Annotated in this window: 19 protein-coding genes; 15 read left to right on the top strand and 4 right to left on the bottom strand. The window is 41.5% G+C overall.

The genetic code is table 11. The features are described from left to right. Position 1: 1 nt before the first annotated feature. Complete coding sequence (locus tag AEQ18_RS09185) at positions 2–283, bottom strand: metal-sensitive transcriptional regulator (protein WP_054116044.1); 282 nt, start codon at positions 281–283, stop codon at positions 2–4. A gap of 192 nt (positions 284–475) precedes the next feature. Here AEQ18_RS09185 and truA point away from each other — a divergent pair, with 192 nt between their 5' ends. From truA to AEQ18_RS09215, 6 genes are all read left to right on the top strand, one after another. After that, a complete protein-coding gene (gene truA / locus AEQ18_RS09190; RefSeq protein ID WP_054116045.1) occupies positions 476–1,213 on the top strand; it encodes a tRNA pseudouridine(38-40) synthase TruA in 738 nt (245 codons plus the stop codon). A 49-nt stretch (positions 1,214–1,262) separates the two neighbouring features. Beyond that, the gene (gene map / locus AEQ18_RS09195) at positions 1,263–2,024 is read left to right on the top strand and encodes a type I methionyl aminopeptidase (protein WP_054116046.1); all 762 of its coding nucleotides are present in this window, start codon (positions 1,263–1,265) and stop codon (positions 2,022–2,024) included. A gap of 142 nt (positions 2,025–2,166) precedes the next feature. Further along, positions 2,167–2,991 (top strand): peptide-methionine (S)-S-oxide reductase MsrA, encoded by an 825-nt coding sequence (gene msrA / locus AEQ18_RS09200; RefSeq protein WP_054116047.1) that lies wholly within the window; start codon positions 2,167–2,169, stop codon positions 2,989–2,991. Between the two features lie 110 nt (positions 2,992–3,101). Further along, positions 3,102–3,506, top strand: coding sequence for a helix-turn-helix domain-containing protein (locus AEQ18_RS09205; protein WP_054116048.1), 405 nt, complete (start codon positions 3,102–3,104; stop codon positions 3,504–3,506). A gap of 52 nt (positions 3,507–3,558) precedes the next feature. Further along, complete coding sequence (locus AEQ18_RS09210) at positions 3,559–4,023, top strand: GNAT family N-acetyltransferase (protein ID WP_054116049.1); 465 nt, start codon at positions 3,559–3,561, stop codon at positions 4,021–4,023. A gap of 159 nt (positions 4,024–4,182) precedes the next feature. Continuing rightward, positions 4,183–4,905, top strand: a complete 723-nt coding sequence (locus AEQ18_RS09215) for a deoxynucleoside kinase (protein WP_054116190.1) — start codon at positions 4,183–4,185, stop codon at positions 4,903–4,905. Positions 4,906–4,992: 87 nt separating this feature from the next. Here the strand turns inward: AEQ18_RS09215 and AEQ18_RS09220 are convergent, their stop codons facing one another. Together AEQ18_RS09220 and AEQ18_RS09225 are read right to left on the bottom strand one after the other, a co-directional pair. Continuing rightward, a complete protein-coding gene (locus tag AEQ18_RS09220; protein ID WP_054116050.1) occupies positions 4,993–5,631 on the bottom strand; it encodes a DUF421 domain-containing protein in 639 nt (212 codons plus the stop codon). A 4-nt stretch (positions 5,632–5,635) separates the two neighbouring features. Beyond that, complete coding sequence (locus AEQ18_RS09225) at positions 5,636–6,082, bottom strand: DUF3290 domain-containing protein (RefSeq protein WP_054116051.1); 447 nt, start codon at positions 6,080–6,082, stop codon at positions 5,636–5,638. A 226-nt stretch (positions 6,083–6,308) separates the two neighbouring features. Between AEQ18_RS09225 and AEQ18_RS09230 the strand changes: the two genes are divergently transcribed. Then, positions 6,309–7,349, top strand: a complete 1,041-nt coding sequence (locus AEQ18_RS09230; RefSeq protein WP_054116052.1) for an FUSC family protein — start codon at positions 6,309–6,311, stop codon at positions 7,347–7,349. 32 nt (positions 7,350–7,381) lie between these two features. Here AEQ18_RS09230 and AEQ18_RS09235 read toward each other — a convergent pair whose 3' ends face one another. Further along, complete coding sequence (locus AEQ18_RS09235) at positions 7,382–9,709, bottom strand: AraC family transcriptional regulator (RefSeq protein WP_054116053.1); 2,328 nt, start codon at positions 9,707–9,709, stop codon at positions 7,382–7,384. A 183-nt stretch (positions 9,710–9,892) separates the two neighbouring features. Between AEQ18_RS09235 and AEQ18_RS09240 the strand changes: the two genes are divergently transcribed. The 8 genes from AEQ18_RS09240 to AEQ18_RS09275 all read left to right on the top strand — a co-directional run bounded on the left by AEQ18_RS09240 (position 9,893) and on the right by AEQ18_RS09275 (position 18,537). Next, positions 9,893–11,086 carry an amidohydrolase gene (locus AEQ18_RS09240; protein WP_054116054.1) on the top strand — a complete coding sequence of 398 codons (1,194 nt, stop codon included), beginning with the start codon at positions 9,893–9,895 and terminating at the stop codon, positions 11,084–11,086. A gap of 115 nt (positions 11,087–11,201) precedes the next feature. Next, the gene (locus AEQ18_RS09245; RefSeq protein WP_054116055.1) at positions 11,202–12,590 is read left to right on the top strand and encodes an MFS transporter; all 1,389 of its coding nucleotides are present in this window, start codon (positions 11,202–11,204) and stop codon (positions 12,588–12,590) included. A 305-nt stretch (positions 12,591–12,895) separates the two neighbouring features. Next, entirely contained in the window at positions 12,896–14,968 is a 2,073-nt protein-coding gene (locus AEQ18_RS09250; RefSeq protein WP_054116056.1) for a BglG family transcription antiterminator, read from the top strand. Positions 14,969–14,988: 20 nt separating this feature from the next. Beyond that, on the top strand, positions 14,989–15,291 hold the full coding sequence (locus AEQ18_RS09255; protein WP_054116057.1) for a PTS sugar transporter subunit IIB: 303 nt from the start codon (positions 14,989–14,991) through the stop codon (positions 15,289–15,291). A gap of 30 nt (positions 15,292–15,321) precedes the next feature. Beyond that, on the top strand, positions 15,322–16,611 hold the full coding sequence (locus tag AEQ18_RS09260; RefSeq protein WP_054116058.1) for a PTS sugar transporter subunit IIC: 1,290 nt from the start codon (positions 15,322–15,324) through the stop codon (positions 16,609–16,611). A gap of 19 nt (positions 16,612–16,630) precedes the next feature. Continuing rightward, positions 16,631–17,020: a hypothetical protein gene (locus tag AEQ18_RS09265; protein ID WP_054116059.1), complete on the top strand. Its 390-nt coding sequence runs from the start codon at positions 16,631–16,633 to the stop codon at positions 17,018–17,020. A 22-nt stretch (positions 17,021–17,042) separates the two neighbouring features. Next, positions 17,043–17,909: a class II fructose-bisphosphate aldolase gene (locus tag AEQ18_RS09270; RefSeq protein WP_054116060.1), complete on the top strand. Its 867-nt coding sequence runs from the start codon at positions 17,043–17,045 to the stop codon at positions 17,907–17,909. Position 17,910: 1 nt separating this feature from the next. Continuing rightward, positions 17,911–18,537: an AAA family ATPase gene (locus AEQ18_RS09275; protein ID WP_054116061.1), complete on the top strand. Its 627-nt coding sequence runs from the start codon at positions 17,911–17,913 to the stop codon at positions 18,535–18,537. Positions 18,538–18,599 lie beyond the last annotated feature (62 nt).

Genomic DNA, 18,599 nt, shown 5'->3' on the forward strand with positions numbered 1-18,599 from the left:
CTTAATTGAGTTTGTTGTATTGGGTAATGACACGCCGCAAGTTCTCCATCTCCGCTGTTAAGTCGGCCCCTTCGTTGACATGCATCAACGAGTGGTCAGCTTGTGCCTCCAACAATATCTGACTGATTTTTTGCAGGGCGGCTCTTGCTGCATTCAATTGGATCATGATTGCAGCAGTCTCCTTTTCCTCAAGCACCATTTTTTTGATTCCTTTGATTTGACCTTCGATCCGATTCAATCGGTTAATCAGTGCATCTTGTTGATGATCGATCGTGTGTGACATCATACATCTTCCTTTCTTCATACCCCTATGGGGTACATAATCCACTTTTTTGATCCCGATGTCAAGTCATGCGATCATTGAAAGTTGTATCTATCGTAAATGAGTCAAGGGCGTTTACAACCTCAAGGGAATGACTTATGATGGAACATGACAATCAAGAGAATAGTTTTGACTAAAAGGAGAACAGCATCTATGCGCAATATCAAATTAACGATTGAATACGATGGCAAACGCTATTTAGGTTGGCAACGTTTAGGCGACAATGACAAAACGATCCAAGAAAAAATCGAAGGAGTCATCAAGCTGCTTACCAATGAAGACATTGAGATCATTGGTTCTGGACGGACGGATGCAGGCACCCATGCCCGCGGACAAGTCGCAAATTTCAAGACAACTGTCACCATGCCGTTAGCCGAAATGCAGCAATTTTTCAATCGCTATTTGCCGCAAGACATTGTGGTCAATCACATTGAAGAAGTGCCAGAAAGATTCCATGCAAGATACCACGCAGTAGGCAAGCAATATAGTTATTATGTCTGGTCGAATCCAGTACCAACGGTCTTCGAACGAAACCGCAGCTTCCACTTTCCTCAAGCGGTGGATCTAGAAAAAATGCAGCAAGCCGCAGAAAAATTGATCGGTACCCATGATTTTATCGGCTTCTCGGCATTAAAAAAGTCAAAGAAATCAACGACTAGAACCATTGAATCAATCACCATCACGCAAGAAGGCAGTATGATCCATTTTGCATTTAATGGGAACGGTTTTTTGCATAAAATGGTACGTATCCTGACCGGTACGCTGTTGGCAATTGGGGCAGGGGAATTGGATGAAACGATCATTGATCAAGTGTTGAATGAAAAAATCAGGCAAGCAGCTGGTGAAACAGTACCGTCTCATGGTCTGTTTTTGGATGAAGTGTACTATTGATTCACACGATACGCATGATACGCAAAATATGCAGAAAGCGGGGTAGCGTATGATTACCTTAAAATCACAAAGAGAAATCGAACAAATGAACACATCTGGCCGTATTTTGGCAAGTATCCATGAGAAATTACGGACATTTATCACAGCCGGTATCACCACCAATCAAATCAATGATTTTGTGCACAAAGAAATTGAAGCTGCGGGTGCAACGGCAGCGCAAATTGGTTTTGAAGGATACGAATATGCGACATGTATTAGCGTCAACGAAGAGATCTGCCATGGCTTTCCTTCAGACTATGTGGTGACATCGGGGGATATCGTGAAAGTTGATTTTTGTGTCGATTACCATGGGGCCATTTCGGATAGTTGCTGGACCTATGCTGTCGGCGAGGTTTCACCAGAACATCAAAAATTGATGGCTGTCACTAAAGAAGCTTTGCGTCTAGGGATCGAACAAGCCCAAGTGGGGAACCGGGTGGGTGATATCGGTCATGCGATCCAAAGCTATGCAGAAGCACAAGGGTTTGGGGTCGTCCGGGATTTTATTGCCCATGGCATTGGACCAACGATTCATGAAGAACCCTTCTTTCCACACTTTGGATTGCCAGGCAAAGGACTGCGCTTGAAACCAGGGATGACGATCACGATCGAACCCATGATCACGACCGGCGCTTGGCGGATGCAAATGGACGAGAATGGTTGGACTGCAAGAACCATCGATGGTGGTTTCTGTGCCCAATATGAGCATTCAATTGCCATTACAGAAGCGGGGCCAGTGATCATGACACAACAAAAGCCAGAAACGGAATGATCTGAAATATTTCGTTATAACGATCAAGAAAAGACAGCAGCCTGCTGTCTTTTTTTTAGGCGCTTCAATAGGCGAATAAACGATTATATGATAAAGTTTTTCTAGAAAGAAACGTGTTGGACAAAAGGCGGAGGTGTCAAATGTGGAAACGAATCAAGCTGTTTTGGCCGCTTTATATAATTTGATTTTGGCTACAGGGACACGTGAATGGGAACGCAAGCAGTTGATCCAAGCCAAAAATGCCCTGGAAGCCGATCAGGTACAACAGGGGTTGGCTCAGCTTGAGGCTGCCTTGCGGCCATTGGCCTTGCGGGACAATCTTACACCTGATGTGATGGATTTTTATCAAGCACTCACGGATCGCAAATCAGCAACTAGGCAACATGCAACACAAGAGGCGCAACGCAATAGCCGCTTAATTGATGGAGAAACGGCTATTTTTGCTGGTGGCTGTTTTTGGTGTATGGTGGAACCTTTTGAAAATCATCCAGGGATCATTTCCGTGTTATCTGGTTATACCGGCGGAAGTGTGACGCATCCGACGTATGATCAAGTATTGACTGGCAGTACGGGGCACGTGGAGGCTGTGGAGATTATTTTTGATCCTGCGATCATCTCTTATCGGGAATTGTTGGCAATTTATTGGGGCGTGACTGATCCAACGGATGCTTTCGGACAGTTTCAAGATCGCGGCAATCATTATCGTCCGATTATTTTTGCCTCGACAAAAAAACAAATGGATGAAGCGATCGCATCGAAGGATGCACTGCAACATAAAATCAAGTATGCGCAACCGATCGTGACCGAAATTCTTCCGGCGACAACATTTTGGCCTGCGGAAAATCGGTATCAACAATTTTATTTGAAACAACCAAAGCGCTATCGACAAATCAAACGTACCCGTCAACAGCTGCAACAGTTTAAGCGATGGACAGCAAGGCTCAAATCGTTTTTTTCGTATAAGTAAAACTGATTTGACTTGTCAAAACCCTTTGACAATGGGGCAATATCAACGAGATTGAACAGACAGGCGCAAACCTTTGCGCTATGGTGAAGACAAAGGAGGAATAAGTACGTATGACGCTTGGAGAGACATTGAAGGAGTATCGGCAAGCCAATCATTGGCCGCAAGAAATGATTGCCCAAAAGATGATGGTGACCAGAACCTCTATCTCTAATTGGGAAACGGGTAAAACATTTCCAGATATTGTCAATATTATGAAGTTGAGTACGATCTACGGATGCACGATCGATGATTTAGTGAAAGGAGATAGGAAAAAAATGAAAAAAACTTTTCGAACAATGACCTATGGTGCCGGTATCAAAGATGGTACGATGCGCTTGAAAATCGAAACAGATGCCACGAAGTTTTTCCCGCGAGGAGTCGAGGTAAAGGCAAATGTGGATATGGAAACGGGAGAGGTTGTTTTCTTTGTCGAGCAAAATGATTTGGATAAAATCAAACAATCGCTGGATGAATAATCAAATATCTGTTACTTTATAAGTCAATCGTAGATATAGGAGTGGGGAAATCATGAGTATGACTTTCAGCGCCTGTACACAATCTGATGCGCTATTTTTGGCGAATGTATTAAAAAAATCTTTTGATTCAGACAGTGAAATGGCTTTTGGAAAAGGAACAAGGCTAGGGCCGCCGGGATATGATGACGGTACATTATGCAAAAAAATTATGAGCAATCATGCATTGAAAAAGTTGGTAATATCCTATGGGAAAGAACGCTGCGGTATATTGGTTTATGAAGATGGTGATCCATCTATCATCCATTACTTTTGTTTAGATCCAGTTTTTATAGGAAAAGGACTAGGTACCCGCATTTGGGAAACATTTGAGAGAAATAAAACTGGTGTTTGGCAACTGGAAACGCCAGCTTTTTCACTAAGAAACCATCATTTTTATATAAAGTTAGGATTTAAACAAATTGGCGAAAAAAGTTATGAACTTGAAGCAACCGCTTTTGTCTTTGAAAAACATTTGTAGGTCATTTTTATACAAGATATAGTGAATGATTACTCATAATCTTCTTTTTACTTACTATATGTAGTGTTTACTTTTTTCATATAACGTGTAAAATAGCATGTGAGGTTTAGCAGAATAGAACCAAATCATCAGATAGAAGCGAATATGGACGAAGGATGGATGCGTGTGTTATTGATTGCAGGTACGATAGGTGCAGGGAAAAGTAGTTTGACCGATTTCTTATCAAAGAAAATGGCGTCAAAACCCTTTTATGAAAATGTGGAAGACAATGATGTATTGCCGTTATTTTACTCGAATCCGGAACGGTATGCCTTTTTGTTGCAGATTTTCTTCTTGAACAAAAGTTTTTTGGGGATGCGAGAAGCGTTATCCAATGATGACAACGTGATCGATCGTTCAATTTATGAGGATAGTTTGATGTTCCATTTAAATGCCGATCTAGGACGCATCGCCCCGCTGGAAGTGGAGCAGTATGATAACTTATTGAATACCATGCTGAAAGAATTAGAAGAATCTTCTCCTAAAAAACATCCAGATTTGATGGTGCATATCAAGGTTTCTTTAGATACTATGATTGCGCGGATCAACAAACGAGGCCGCGCGTATGAACAAGTGGCGAATGACCCAACACTCTATGCGTATTATAAAGAACTCAATCAACGTTATGATGCTTGGTATGAAGCATTTGATGTTTGTCCTAAAATGCAAATTGATGGGGATCAATTGGATTTTGTGGACAATGAAGAGAATCTATCCGTCATTTTAGAGATGATCCAAGAAAAATTGGCTGCACTCCGAACCGAAAAGCAAGCTGGCCGCTATTGCACAGATCATGCATTGGCAAAAGGCGATTTTTCTGAGGAAACAATCGTAAACAATTGAAGAATAAAGCTTAAATCGTATGAATCGTATGAGAAGAGACACGCAGACCAGTTTGAGGTCTGCGTGTCTTTTGTCGATCAAAAGCGATCAGGTATTTTCATAACTATACAGTTTCAGTGAACCGGATAAATACTCCCCTAAATAGATTGCAGAGATCCGTTCAAAACCTTGCGCTTGGACTTGCTTTTCTAACCAATCGATATCTTGATCAATCAATTCAAGCACGTCAAAATTAGGCAAGCCGTCTACAATAATAGGATAGCGGATATTCTCATCACCAAACTCTATGATCGTCAACTGTCCATTTTGCTCGAGAACAGCCCGTTTGACTTTTTCGACCTCGTAAATGCCGGCAGACCGCAGTTTGAACATGAGTTCATTGGCTGACAAACCATTTTTTAAACATTCTTTGACGTTGACCTTGCCATTTTCAACTAATGAAATGGGGCGTCCATCTACTAAGCGTTTGACGAAGTGATTGTGTTCTTTGGCAAATTTCAATATGAAAATCAGTAAGGTCCAAATGATCAGTACAAGGATGAATTGCAAAACGGTGATCGAATCATTGTAGATGACACCACCAATAATACCGCCTAGTACATAATTTTGAACTTGATCGCTGGAGGAAGACGGGGCCAGATTGCCTTTGCCCATTAGGTTGATTTGAAGAATCAAACAGATGATCCCTAACGCAAATTTGATGATGATCGGTGTATATAATTGCATCATATCACTCCTCTATCTTTGTGATATCTGTAGTTGTCAAGTACGCTTCTTCCAATGTATAGGCACTGAAGTCGGCATTGAGTGAGACCCGATAATAGTGGTCATTGAATGCGACCAATACCCCGTCTGCCAGTTGCAGTGCGTTGACGTAGACTGCGTCTTCCTCGACTTGTTGATCGGCGGCTAAACGCTGAACAAAGTTGACCAATTGTGAAGACTGTGACAGCCGGTTTTCGCTTTGCGTGTAATCGGCATACTGGACACCGGATACGAACAGCAAAAAGAGGAGTGCGATAATACTGAGATCACGGTATTTGGTTTTCATTCGATGTCGCATGTACAAGCTGAAGACAATGAGCAAAACGAATAAAGAAGCAAAAATAAAGAAGTATTTGACGTAATCGTTCAGCGCAGATTGTTCTTGCAAGTAATGCAAACCATAGAAAGTCATTGGGGTTCCTCCGATACAATAATCAATTGGGTGTGTCAAGCTGATTGTGCAGCAAATTTGTTGAGAATGCGATGATGAAGGCTATTGGCATAGATTTTTTTTGGATGAAATCTTTATTTTCAGAAAATAAATTTGCAAAATAATTTTCTGCTCCGTATACTGGATAAGGATCGTCTGTCGTTTGTACATAGAATTAACATGTGTTTATTGCGAAAGGAGTGGGGAGATGAAAGACAAACGGACGATATTACGGCCCTTAGGTTCAGGCTTTGCGATGGGGGTACCGTTGATTTTGGGCATCGTGATGAATGATAGCAGTATTAGTTCTGTAGGCGCGATGGGGGCTTTTTCTTATTTGGCCTTTCAACATATTTCGATTACCTACAATGTCAAAGCGATTTTGATCCATGGAGCGGCGCTGATCGGCGCGTTTATTTTGGGGGCATTGACGGCGTTGGTTCCGTGGAGTGCGCCTTTTATGATTGGCTGCATGTCTTATTCCGCATTCTTGTTGTCAAAAATCTATCGGATTCCAAAGCCAGATTATTTCTTTATCTTGATGCTTTATGCGACAGGATTCAATTTCCATGCAGCTGCCGTGGGTGATATTTTCCAACACAGTTTGTATTTGCTTTATGGATTGGCTGGCTCAGTTCTTTCTGGACTGCTGATATCATTGATCGAGCATTTGCCGTTACATAGTAAACCAACAGCGTTTCAAAAACTGTCATTTAAGGAAAAATATGATTTAGCACTATATCGCCAACCAGAAATGGTCTTAAAAGCACTGCATTTTTCGATTATTTTATTTGTTGCTACGTATGTGGCTTTTTTGCTTCGTGAGAGCAACGGGTATTGGATTCTTATTTCAGCCGCCGCAGTTTTAGCAGGTGAACATATGGATAAAATCAAAAGTCGGACAATTGGTCGTGTGCTGGGCGGGATCGTTGGCTTACTATTAGGTTTTTTGTTGATGTCCTTACATCTCTCATTGCCATTATTGGCATTGGTCTTGATTCTTTTAAATATACTCACTGAATGGTATATGCCCCTCAATTATACTGTTGCGAATTTTTTTACCAATCCTCAAGTTTTATTGCTGATGACGATAGGCAGCAGTTTCACGCCACTGCAATTGATTCCGTTACGCTTTTCAGGCGCTTTGATTGGCAGCCTATTGGCGATGGTATTGATTTTTGTGATGGATTGGTCGTTGAAACAAATGGAACAAAGTATGATCCATGCGAAGCAAAGTCAAGAAGAATAAAAAAAGTCTGCCATTGACGGCAGACTTTTTCTTTAGATAGCGGTGAATTCCAACAACTGGACACCATTCGTATCGATTGTCGAAAAATGGCGAAAGGTATCTGTGATCTTCTGGTCAAAGACGTGCAATTTCATTCTGTTCATCTGATCGATATAGGCTTCTGTTTCACGATCCAAATGGGCAGCTGTTTGAAAGCGTCTATAGATATAAAAGACCGCGCCATGGTGTCGATCCAAATCTAGTTGTTTGATTTGATAGGTGCCGACTGGGAATAATGAAACCTCAAGAGAGATGTCTAACGCTTGACTCTCAAGAAATGCGTCTTCAGAAGACAAGTGAGGATCAAAGTAGTTGGTATTCCAAAGCAATAGTTGATAAATGGGTCCCTCTTTGGTCAGCAGATAGTCTTCACCTTTGACGATCACGTGTCCCCGCATTCGACGCATCAATGTTAAACAAAAATATGAGGGCCGTTTCTTGCTCTGGAAATGATAGAGATCTAAGCCAGTGCTATATACATGGGGATCTGCTTGATCAACTGCATGCTGCTCATGCAGTTCGTTGTTCAACCAAAAACCATACCCTTCGAGTTGGGCAGATAGACCCAGCATTTCTTGTAAAATAATCGCACCGCGAAAAAATAATCCGTTGTAGTCGACGGTTGCACCCGTTAAGGTATTCCAGTTCAACAAATAAAGTGGGCGATTGATTCCCCGTTCATGCAAGCGTTGTTTGATCCCTGTGATTTTTTCTTGCAAATAATGATGCGAAGAAGTGATGGGACTATATGCAGCCGCTGTTTTTTGAAAAACAAAGTTTGGATCGCCGTCGAAACTGATAAAGTCACAATCATCATCAAGTAATGGCGCGAACGCCAGCAGATACTGTTCGCTTCCATAATTGGTAGCAGGATCTGGGATCGTCAAATGGACGCCGATTGAAACGGTCGGCAAGAGATGACGGATTTGCGCCTTCACTTGTTGATAGTGTTGTTGAAGATGCCGGGAAGGTGCATCGGGTATTCGGATCGAGAGACGTAACGTTTGCGCCCATGTTGGTTCTGTTACCCGTGTCAAATGGGTCAAAAATTGTTGGATCACAGAAAACGATGTGTCAGCAGGGTTCTGTGTTTTCGTAGGTTCAGGCAACGTATAGGCAAGCATCAATGGTAACTGATGCTTATTCAAAAAAGCCAGTGCAGGAGCTAATTTTTCAAATGCAGGAAATGAATTCAACTGCAGCAAATTGGCCAATGTTGTACTGATATCTGTCGTGCTGAGTAAATGCTGGCAATAAAGCCGATCAATCAAGCCTTGGTCAATCAGTTCAACCAGCTCATTTTGGACTTTCACGTTGGCTAAATCAGTCAAAGCGCGTACTTGAATGATCGTTTCCCCCGTGTGAAATGGTCCTTTATCCATCATTTCATCGATCACCACATGTCGATTGCGCCGATCAATCAAAGGTGGGCGTACATCTGGTTGATTTTGCACCGTTTGATAAAGCAAATGCAACATGTCTTTTGCCGTGGCTGATTGATGGCCGGCATTGTTTGTTTGTGTTGCTTGTTCTTCGCTGGTCAACTGTGATTGACGATAGGCTGTGGGGGTCATTTTGATCAGCTTTTTGAACTGTTCACGATAGACTTTGACACTAGCAAAACCAGCTTCTAATGCAATTTGCTCAATGCTTTTTTTGGAATATGTCAAAGCGGGAAGACTTTTATGAATCTGTATTTTTTTGATATAGTGGGAAATTTGTTCACCAGTTTCTTTTTTGAATAGTTTGGATAAAGCAGATTCCGACAAATAAAATGTTTCGGCAATATCTTTGACTTTCAGGCCTTGCTGGATATGGCTATCAATATAGTCCAAGATCTCCGGTAATTGCTGATACCCGCTGATTTGAATGGGATGATGCCGTTTGGTTTGGTAGCGCTGAATCAATAAGTAAATGATTGCTTCAAGTTTCATGAGGCGATACGTTTTTTGCTCCGCCGTTTGATTGAATTCATTCAGACAGAGTTCAGTGATCGTGTGCAGGAGTTCACCGTTGGCAGCAGCATTTTCTGCTGGTATATGAAAGTGTACAGTATAAAAAGCTGGAAATTGCGCTGCAAAAAAGAGTGAATCGATCTGCAATGACAACACCACACAATCGCCGCTATTGACTGGTGATAAAGTGGCTAATTGATGTCCATTCAGACAATACAAGTCGTTGCTGCGTAATGTGCGTGCATGTGTGTCATGCTGGACCGTTACCTGTCCTTTTAAGACCAACAGAATCGTTAAGTCTTCCGCAAACAATCGGAATGGACGGTCAATAGGATAATAATTGATTTGACATGCCTGTTGCTCCATTTTTTTCCCTCTTTTCTCTCTTCTATTATACACCGAAGCAGGATGTGTGAAAATATCGTTCTTTTATAGGTGTGAATTTTTCCTGAATTGTATTGGCTTTGTTTTATGTATCTGAATGAGAAATGAATGGGATTGTTGGGCATAAAAAAAATCTTACAATAGAGATATAAGGGAGGAATTGAGATGGAATCTGTATTAGAAGATGTTTATCATGTATTGAACGAACGCAAAGCTGAGATGATTGCGTTAAGGAGAGACTTTCATCAACATCCTGAATTGTCTTTTCAAGAAACAGAAACAGCCAAAAAGATCGCTGCATTCTATGAGGGAAAGGATTGTACTGTCACCACGCATGTTGGGGGAGGAAATGGCATTGTAGTTGATATTCAAGGAGGCAAACCTGGCAAGCATATCGCCATTAGAGCAGATTTTGATGCACTGCCGATCCAAGAAGAAGCAGAGGTGCCATTTGCTTCTGAGGTACCAGGGGTCATGCATGCTTGCGGACATGATGGGCATACGGCTTATATGATGATCTTGGCAGATACCTTGATCCAGTTTAAAGACCAAATTGCTGGTTCAATCAGAGTGCTTCATCAACCTGCTGAAGAAGTAGCGCCTGGCGGTTCTAAAGCAATGATTGAAGCAGGCTGTTTGGCTGACATCGACAATGTATTCGGTATTCATGTGATGAGCACGATGGAAGTTGGGAAAGTCTATGTTCATCCAGGAGCGGTCCATACAGGTCGCGCAACTTTCAAGGTCAAAATGACTGGTAAGGGAGGACATGGATCAGCACCGCAAGATGCCAATGACGCGATCGTTGCAGCTGCACAATTTGTTTCAAGTGTCCAAACCATTATTAGCCGTCGCATTAGTCCATTTGATTCTGCTACTGTGACGATTGGGTCTTTTGATGGAAAAGGTTCAGCGAATGTGATCAATGAAACCGTCGAGTTGGCTGGAGACGTCCGAATGATGGATGAAGCATTGCGGCCAATCATTGAACAGGAATTTCGCCGTTTATTGGCAGGGATTTGTGAAGCATTTGGAATAACCTACGTATTGGATTATCAAAATGATTATCCTGTCTGCATGAACGACCCTGAAATGACGCAATTGGTGGCGCAAGCAGTAGAACATGCTGCAATTCCCGAAGTGGCAGGCGTGGAAGCTTGCGGTCCGCAAACAGCTTCAGAAGATTTTTCTTACTATGCATTGGAACGGCCTAGTTGTTTCTTCTTTGTCGGTGCACATACACCTGGTACACCAATTTATCCGCATCACAATCCCAAATTTACGATTGATGAAGATTGTCTAATGATTGCTGCAAAATCAATGGCCAGTGTTGTTTTAGCTTATTTGCATCAAGATTGATTACATGAAGCATCTTTGGATGGATAAAAGATTTCCCTGCAAAAAAGCGGACAAAGCAGTGGATCAGTATCTTCTTTTTTGTACGCTGGATATATGAAAAGTGAGGTTTAAGGAAATGAAAAGTTCTACCGCTATCAATGAAGGTTCCTATCAAGGAAACAATCGATTGTTGATTGGGATCGTTTTAAGTGTTTTGAGTTATTGGTTGTTTGCGCAATCATTGTTGAATATGGCACCAGATGTCCAAACAGATTTGGGCATCTCCTCAGGTGTGCTGAGTACAGGTGTGTCGATCACAGGTTTATTCTCAGGGATTTTGATCGTGATCGCTGGCGGATTCGCAGATACATTCGGTCGGGTCAAATTAACCTATATTGGTATTTTATTTAATATTATCGGTTCGGCAGCGTTGGTTTTTGCCAGCGGGGCTGGCTTGTTTATTGTTGGCCGTATTCTTCAAGGTGTTTCGGCAGCATGTATCATGCCGGCGACCATGGCTTTGGTCAAAACGTATTTTCAAGGAAAAGACCGCCAACGGGCACTAAGTTATTGGTCGATTGGGTCATGGGGCGGCTCAGGATTTTGTTCTTTCTTCGGTGGGGCGATCGATAGTAACTTCGGTTGGCGTTATGTCTTTGTTTTTTCAATCGCAGCCTCATTGGTTAGTGCCATTTTATTATTAGGCACACCTGAATCCGTTGCTGGGACAAAAAAAGAGGGCCGCTTTGATACAGTAGGTCTGATTTTATTCGTCGTATCGATGTTGGCATTAAATCTACTTGTGTCAAATGGAGGCAGTTTTGGCTGGGTTAGTTTGAAATCACTCGGGTTGCTGCTTGTTGTCGTTGTAGGTTTGGCGTTGTTCTATTGGCTGGAAACCCATACTGATTCTGGGTTTGTTGATTTTGGCTTATTTGAAAACAAAGGCTATCTAGGCGCAACGATCTCGAATTTTTTATTGAATGCTGTCGCTGGCACGATGATCGTCATCAATTCTTATGTGCAGCAAGGTCGGGGGCTTTCTGCTGGAAGCACAGGTATTTTATCATTGGGCTATTTGGCGCTTGTCTTGATCACCATTCGAATCGGAGAAAAAATGCTGCAACGTATGGGTGCAAGAAAACCAATGCTGCTTGGTGCATTGATATCTGGAATTGGTGTGGCAATGATGGCCTTGACGATGGTTCAAGGGGTTGCCTATTTGGTGCTTGTATTCATCGGGTATACATTATTTGGGATTGGCTTAGGCATGTATGCGACACCTTCCACCGATACAGCTGTGTCCAGTGTCCCATTGGAAAAAGCCGGTGTAGCTTCAGGGATATACAAAATGGCTAGTTCACTAGGGGGAGCAATGGGCATCGCGATCTCAGCAAGTATCTATAATGGATTCAGTCAATCGATTTCGATCACTGCTGGCGCAACAGCGGGGCTATTGACCAATGTATTGTTTTGCGTATTGGCTATTTTTTCTATTGTTTTTGTGATACCTACACACAAATGACAGTCAAATTGGTGTAAATAATAAATCGTATCGTGCATTGTCAAAGATGGATCATATCCACTTTGACAATGCGCTTTTTTTTGCGCTTAAACCATAGACTTTCTGTGACAAATCGTTGCGATTTTTTGAAGTAACAATGAAGAAAATGAGCATAACAGAAGCAAAAGCAGACCTCTTATGGAATAATCTGGAAATACGGCTGTAAAAAGAAGCGTTTACATTCTTGCCATTTCTTTTGGTAAAAACATCTACTTTTTTTATTGTAAGCGAAATCATATACTCAAGTCAGTGAAGGAGAGAGACATGTGAGAACAAGAATTACGGATTTGATTCATCGTCTGTTAACGATCGATTATCCTATATCAATAGACCAATTGGCACTAGATATGTCAACGAGTGTCAGGACGGTACGTAATGACTTAAATGAAATCAATAGTTTTTTAACAAACTTGGGCATTGAAACGGTTCAAACTATTCGGGGCAAAGGCATTCTCTTAAAATTGCCGCCAGAGGCTAAACAACAGGTGATCACGCAACTTAAAGAGAGCCGCTCGCATTATTACACACGGGAAGAACGCAGTTTTGATCTTTTGTTACATTTAACCTTTTCTACAGCGCCGCTTTTTTTGAACAAAAAGGAAGTCGAATATCAAATCTCAAAAAGCAGTATGGACGAAGATATGCGGCGCTTACGTTTAGAGATCAATAAATATGGACTTGAGATCATTAGTTTGGGCAAGAAAGGTTTGCAGTTGAACGGATCCGAAAGAGCAATACGTACGATGATTTTTGATATTATCAATCAACGAATCGGTATCATCGATTTGATCAATGACCATCAAGATGCCATTTTGTATCAACTACTGTTCAGTTACTTAGATGAGAGTGTATTCGATACAATCAACCAATTGATGAAACAAACAATGGGGCAGAAACAAAATGATTTATATAGCAGCCAAATCTTGCTTTTTGCCGCTATTTGGATAAAAAGGCTAAAGATGAATGCGTTTATTACTAGGGTCAATTGGTTGCCAGCAGATTTTCGTGATCAAGATAGTTCTTCTATTATAGGGGCTTTGTTATCAAGCTATGATTTAGATCCACCAGAGGTTGAAGTCAATTATTTACGCTTTGTGATTGAGTCATTGAATTTCAAAGATTTAACTAATTCAATCGAATGGGTCAATGCCCAACTCCTCTCTTTGCAATTGATTCAATTTGTTGAGTTAGAAACAAAAATTCCTTTTAGCAAAAAAGAAGAAGACTTGTTAGAAGGACTTTATAAACATATGGCTTCGTTGGTTGTTCGAAGCAAAAGTGGTATTCAGGTACCAAATCCTATAAAGGAAACGATTCGTAAGACCTACGGACAGATCTACGATGCAGTGAAAGCTTTCGCTCCTACCATCGAGGAGGTCATTGGCCAATGTTTAAGCGAAGATGAATTGGCGTTTTTGGTTATCCATTTCTCCACTGCACTCAGTTCGTTGAATCATGAAATCAACTATATTTATAAAGCAGTTGTCGTATGCAATCATGGCATGGCGACAGGCAATTTATTGGCTGCAAGTTTGAAAGAAAAATTTCCTGAGGTAGAAGTAGCAGCGGTATTAAACTCGCAAGAAGTCAATTCCATCAATAAATTTGATATCGACCTTGTATTTGCTACGTATGATATTCAGTTTAAAGATAAACCTACCTTGATCATTCCGCCAATCATCAATGAAGAAAACAATCAGGTCATCCATCAGTTCCTGACAAGAAATGAGTCAGTCAAACGGATCGTCATCGATCCTACAAACGCCACGCATCTTTTTAATCAATTCATACAATTGATTGAAGAAAGTGGTGGTACGGTGGACGCCGCAATCTATCATCAAATGACCCAGCTGTTTGAACATAATAAATTAACGATCAATGCAAGGGAGATTCAGCCTATGTTAAAAGATATTCTATCAGACAACCATATTCAATTAAATGTACCTGTTCAAAACTGGGAAGAAGCAATTGAAATTTCAGCAGTTCCATTACTGAAAGAAAAAACAATCGAAAAACGTTATATCGATGCCATGATCGATACAGTCAACGAATACGGACCTTATATTGTGATTGGCAAACACTTGGCCCTTGCCCATGCACGTCCAGAAGATGGTGCGCAGCGGTTGGGTGTCAGCGTGATCACGTTAGCCCCGCCAATCAACTTCGGGAACCAGGAAATGGATCCGGTAAAAATTATTTTTTGTTTGGCAGCAGTTGATTCCTATTCACATTTGGCGATTATGAAAGAACTGATTGAACTCATCAATGATGAGGCAAAACTGACAAAATTGATCGCTTGTCCAGATGTTGCTTCGTTTAAAGCTTTATTATTCTCATAAAAAGAAAAGAGGAAATGATAATGAACAAACTCAATATTTTATTCGTATGTGGGGCTGGATTAGGCAGTAGTTTTGCGGCCCAAATGTCTACAGAAGATGTTTTAAATAAATTAGGAGTGGAGGCCAAACTTGATCACGTAGACATTTCTTCAGCTGTTTCAATGAAACCAGATATTATTATCACCGCAGAGAATTTCCGTAGTCAATTCGAAAAATTTTCGCTTGATTCTTCTACTGATATTATTTATTTGCGCAACATCGTCTCGAAACCGGAAATTGAAGAAAAAATCACACCAGTATTAACAGCTAAGGGCGTAATGTAACCATAGGATAACACGAGGGGAGCAAGAAAAATGGGTGTCATTAACTTTATTATTGATAATATTCTTACACAAGCGTCAATCACGATTGCATTGATTGCGATGCTCGGCTTACTATTGCAAAAAAAATCAGCAGGACAAGTGATCTCAGGGAGTTTGAAAACATTACTCGGATTCCAAGTGCTTAGTGCTGGATCGAGCATTATCGTAGGCAGTTTAACCTACTTTGGACAAATTTTTACTGAAGGATTCAACATGCAAGGAATCATTCCGTCTATCGAAGCCATAAATGGTCAGGCGATGAATGAATTAGGCTTAGGACGTGATATTGCCTTAACCTTCTTAGCGATATTTGTATTCAATATCATTTTGGCACGCTTTACCAAATGGAAATATATTTTTCTAACGGGCCAAGCCATTTTATGGATGGCAACTATGACAACTGTGTTCGGCTACTTTGCAGGGTTAAGAGGGATCGTGTTGATTTTGGTTGGTGGATTTATCGGGGCGGTCTTTGCTATTGCGATGCCTGCGTTGGCACAACCAATCATTCGGAAAGTGACGGGTTCAGATGACATTGCATTGGGTCATTTTTGTACGATCGGTTATTTGTTTGAAGCTGGAGTCGCGTATATCTTTGGAGAACGGGGCGAAAACAAAAAGTCGATTGAAGACATTAAATTGCCGCGCGCATTCGAATTCTTACAAGACACCTATCTTTCAGTGATGGTTGTGATGGTGCCTTTATACATTATCACTGTACTATTTGCAGGAGAAACATTTGCGGCTACATTATCTGGTGGTCAAAACTACATCATGTTTGCGTTCCTACAAGCGATTCAATTTGTTGTTGGTGTCTATGTTTTACTAGCCGGTGTTCGATTGTTGTTGGGAGAGATCGTTCCAGCTTTCCGAGGGATTGCGATGAAATTGGTACCAGATGCCAAGCCCGCATTGGACTGTCCAGTCTTCTTTCCATATAGTCCAAATGCCGTGATTTTAGGCTTTATTACGACAACGATTGGGACTGTGATTGCGATGTTTGTGTTACCGGTCTTTGGTTTGGCCATGATTCTGCCAGGCATGCTGACGAACTTTTTTGCTGGTGGGACTGCAGGGATCTTTGGCAATGCGGTTGGTGGACGACGTGGCGCAATCATTGGTGGGATCTTCCACGGCTTCTTTATCACTTTACTACCTGCATTATTGGTGACGATTTTCAACCAAATGGGCTTTATTAATGCGACAGCAACTGATGTCGATACAGTGACGGCAGCCTTGCTTTATGCATGGATCATTGGACCATTATTAAAAAACTTTTAATTAGAAATGAGGGGTCAAGATGTTTTCATTTTTTAAAAAAGATAAGCCAGTGAAAGAAGAAGCAGTCTTGTCGCCAGCCGAAAAAACAGCTGCTGAAGCTGTAATAGCTGAAACGCAAGCTGCATTAGAAGATACGGATCAAACATCAGATGCATTGGCTGCTTTATATGAAAAGTTGGGCCTTGCACAGGCAAAATTGTCAGATACAGACCATGCGATCGCCTCTTTAGAAAAGAGTTTAGGCATCAAGAAATCCATTGGGGACGGATATAAAACGCTGATTTCTTTATACAATGCGAAGCGTGCTGCCGCTGCAAAAAGCGGCGATGATGCGGGCATTGAGTATTATATGAATAAAATGGATGACATGCGTCAAATCGCCAAACAAATCACGATCAGTGGGAATTAAATAAAAATAGGTGGGATCAGATATGTATACAACATTAAAAGAAGTTACGAAAACAGCAGAAGAATTGAATTTTACAGTGGGCGCTTTTAATACACACAATTTAGAAATGCTGCCAGGTATGTTGCGGGCGGCAAAAGAGATGGGGGCACCTATCATCATCCAAACCAGTATCGATACGGCCAAATATATTGGCTATGATGTATTGGTCCATGTTGTTAAAGCAATTGCGGACCAAGAAATGGTTGATGCCGTGCTTCATCTAGATCATGCACGTGACTTTGATGAAATCAAGGCAGCGATCGATAGCGGTTATACCTCTGTGATGTATGATGGGTCTCATTTGCCCTTTAAAGAAAATATTTTGAAAACGAAAGCCGTGGTGGAATATGCGCATCTACGTGGTGTCTCAGTCGAAGGGGAATTAGGAACGATTGGTGGGACAGAGGAAGGCATCCATGTTGATGAGGAGGATAAAGTCTATACACGTCCTGAAGATGCCATTGAGTTTGTCAAAGAAACCGGCGTGGATGCTTTGGCTATTGCCATTGGTACCAATCATGGCCAATTTCGTTCTAAAACAGAAGTCAATCTCCCATTGCTAAAAGAAATCGATGCGGTTGTTGACGTGCCCTTAGTCATTCATGGTGGAACGGGTGTGAAGGAAGAAGATTATCCGGAATTGATCAATCATGGCATTCGCAAGTTCAATGTTGGGACGGAATTATTGGTCAATTGGACGCGCATTGCAAAAGATAGTTTTGGCGAGACGGAAGTCAATAAATCATTGCGGCACAACGTGATTCCTGCCAACGATGCAATCAAGGAGATCGTCAAACACAAAATTGGCCTATTCATGAATACCAAAGAACCAACTCATATAGGGAAATAGTATGAAACGCCAAAAGTATGTGATCTTGCTAGCGGGTAGCCCAGGAACGGGAAAAACTTTTTTGATGCGTATGCTGCAAGACCGTTTTCCAGATCTTTATGCGGTCACCCCAGATGAAATCAAGGAAAACTTTGCGGAGACATTGGGGTTTGACTCATTAGCAGAAAAAGATCAGATCGAAAAGCGGTACGTGTGGCCATTTTACTACCAGGCATTGGGGATGTATATGTCATTAGGGAAACGCCTGATCGTTTCTGAGTATCCATTCAGCGATAAACAAAAACCGTTTTTGACTTTTTTGGGTGAAAGTTATGGCTACCAATTTATTACGATCAGATTAGATGCCTCATTTGATACCCTTTGGGCACGTCGGCATCAACGTGATCGTGCCCAGGACCGTCATTTAAGTTTTATTATGTCATCTTATCATTATGGCGACGTGTTGATCGACCGAGAATCGGCAACCAATCATATTACGAAAGAAGCCTTTCGTCAGATCATTCAAGAGCGACAGTACCAAGCATTTGCAATGGGTGAACTGTTTGAAGTGGATGTGGAAGATTTCAGCCTGATCGATTATGAGCCAATAATCGAGGAAATCGCGCAAAAAATTGAAGTTGATTCTTAATTAGAACTATTGAAGCCATCTATGTGAGGGTGGCTTCAATAGTTTTTTGTTGAAGAAAAGAT

Source organism: Enterococcus sp. RIT-PI-f, from assembly GCF_001297065.1.
Lineage (GTDB): Bacteria > Bacillota > Bacilli > Lactobacillales > Enterococcaceae > Enterococcus_D.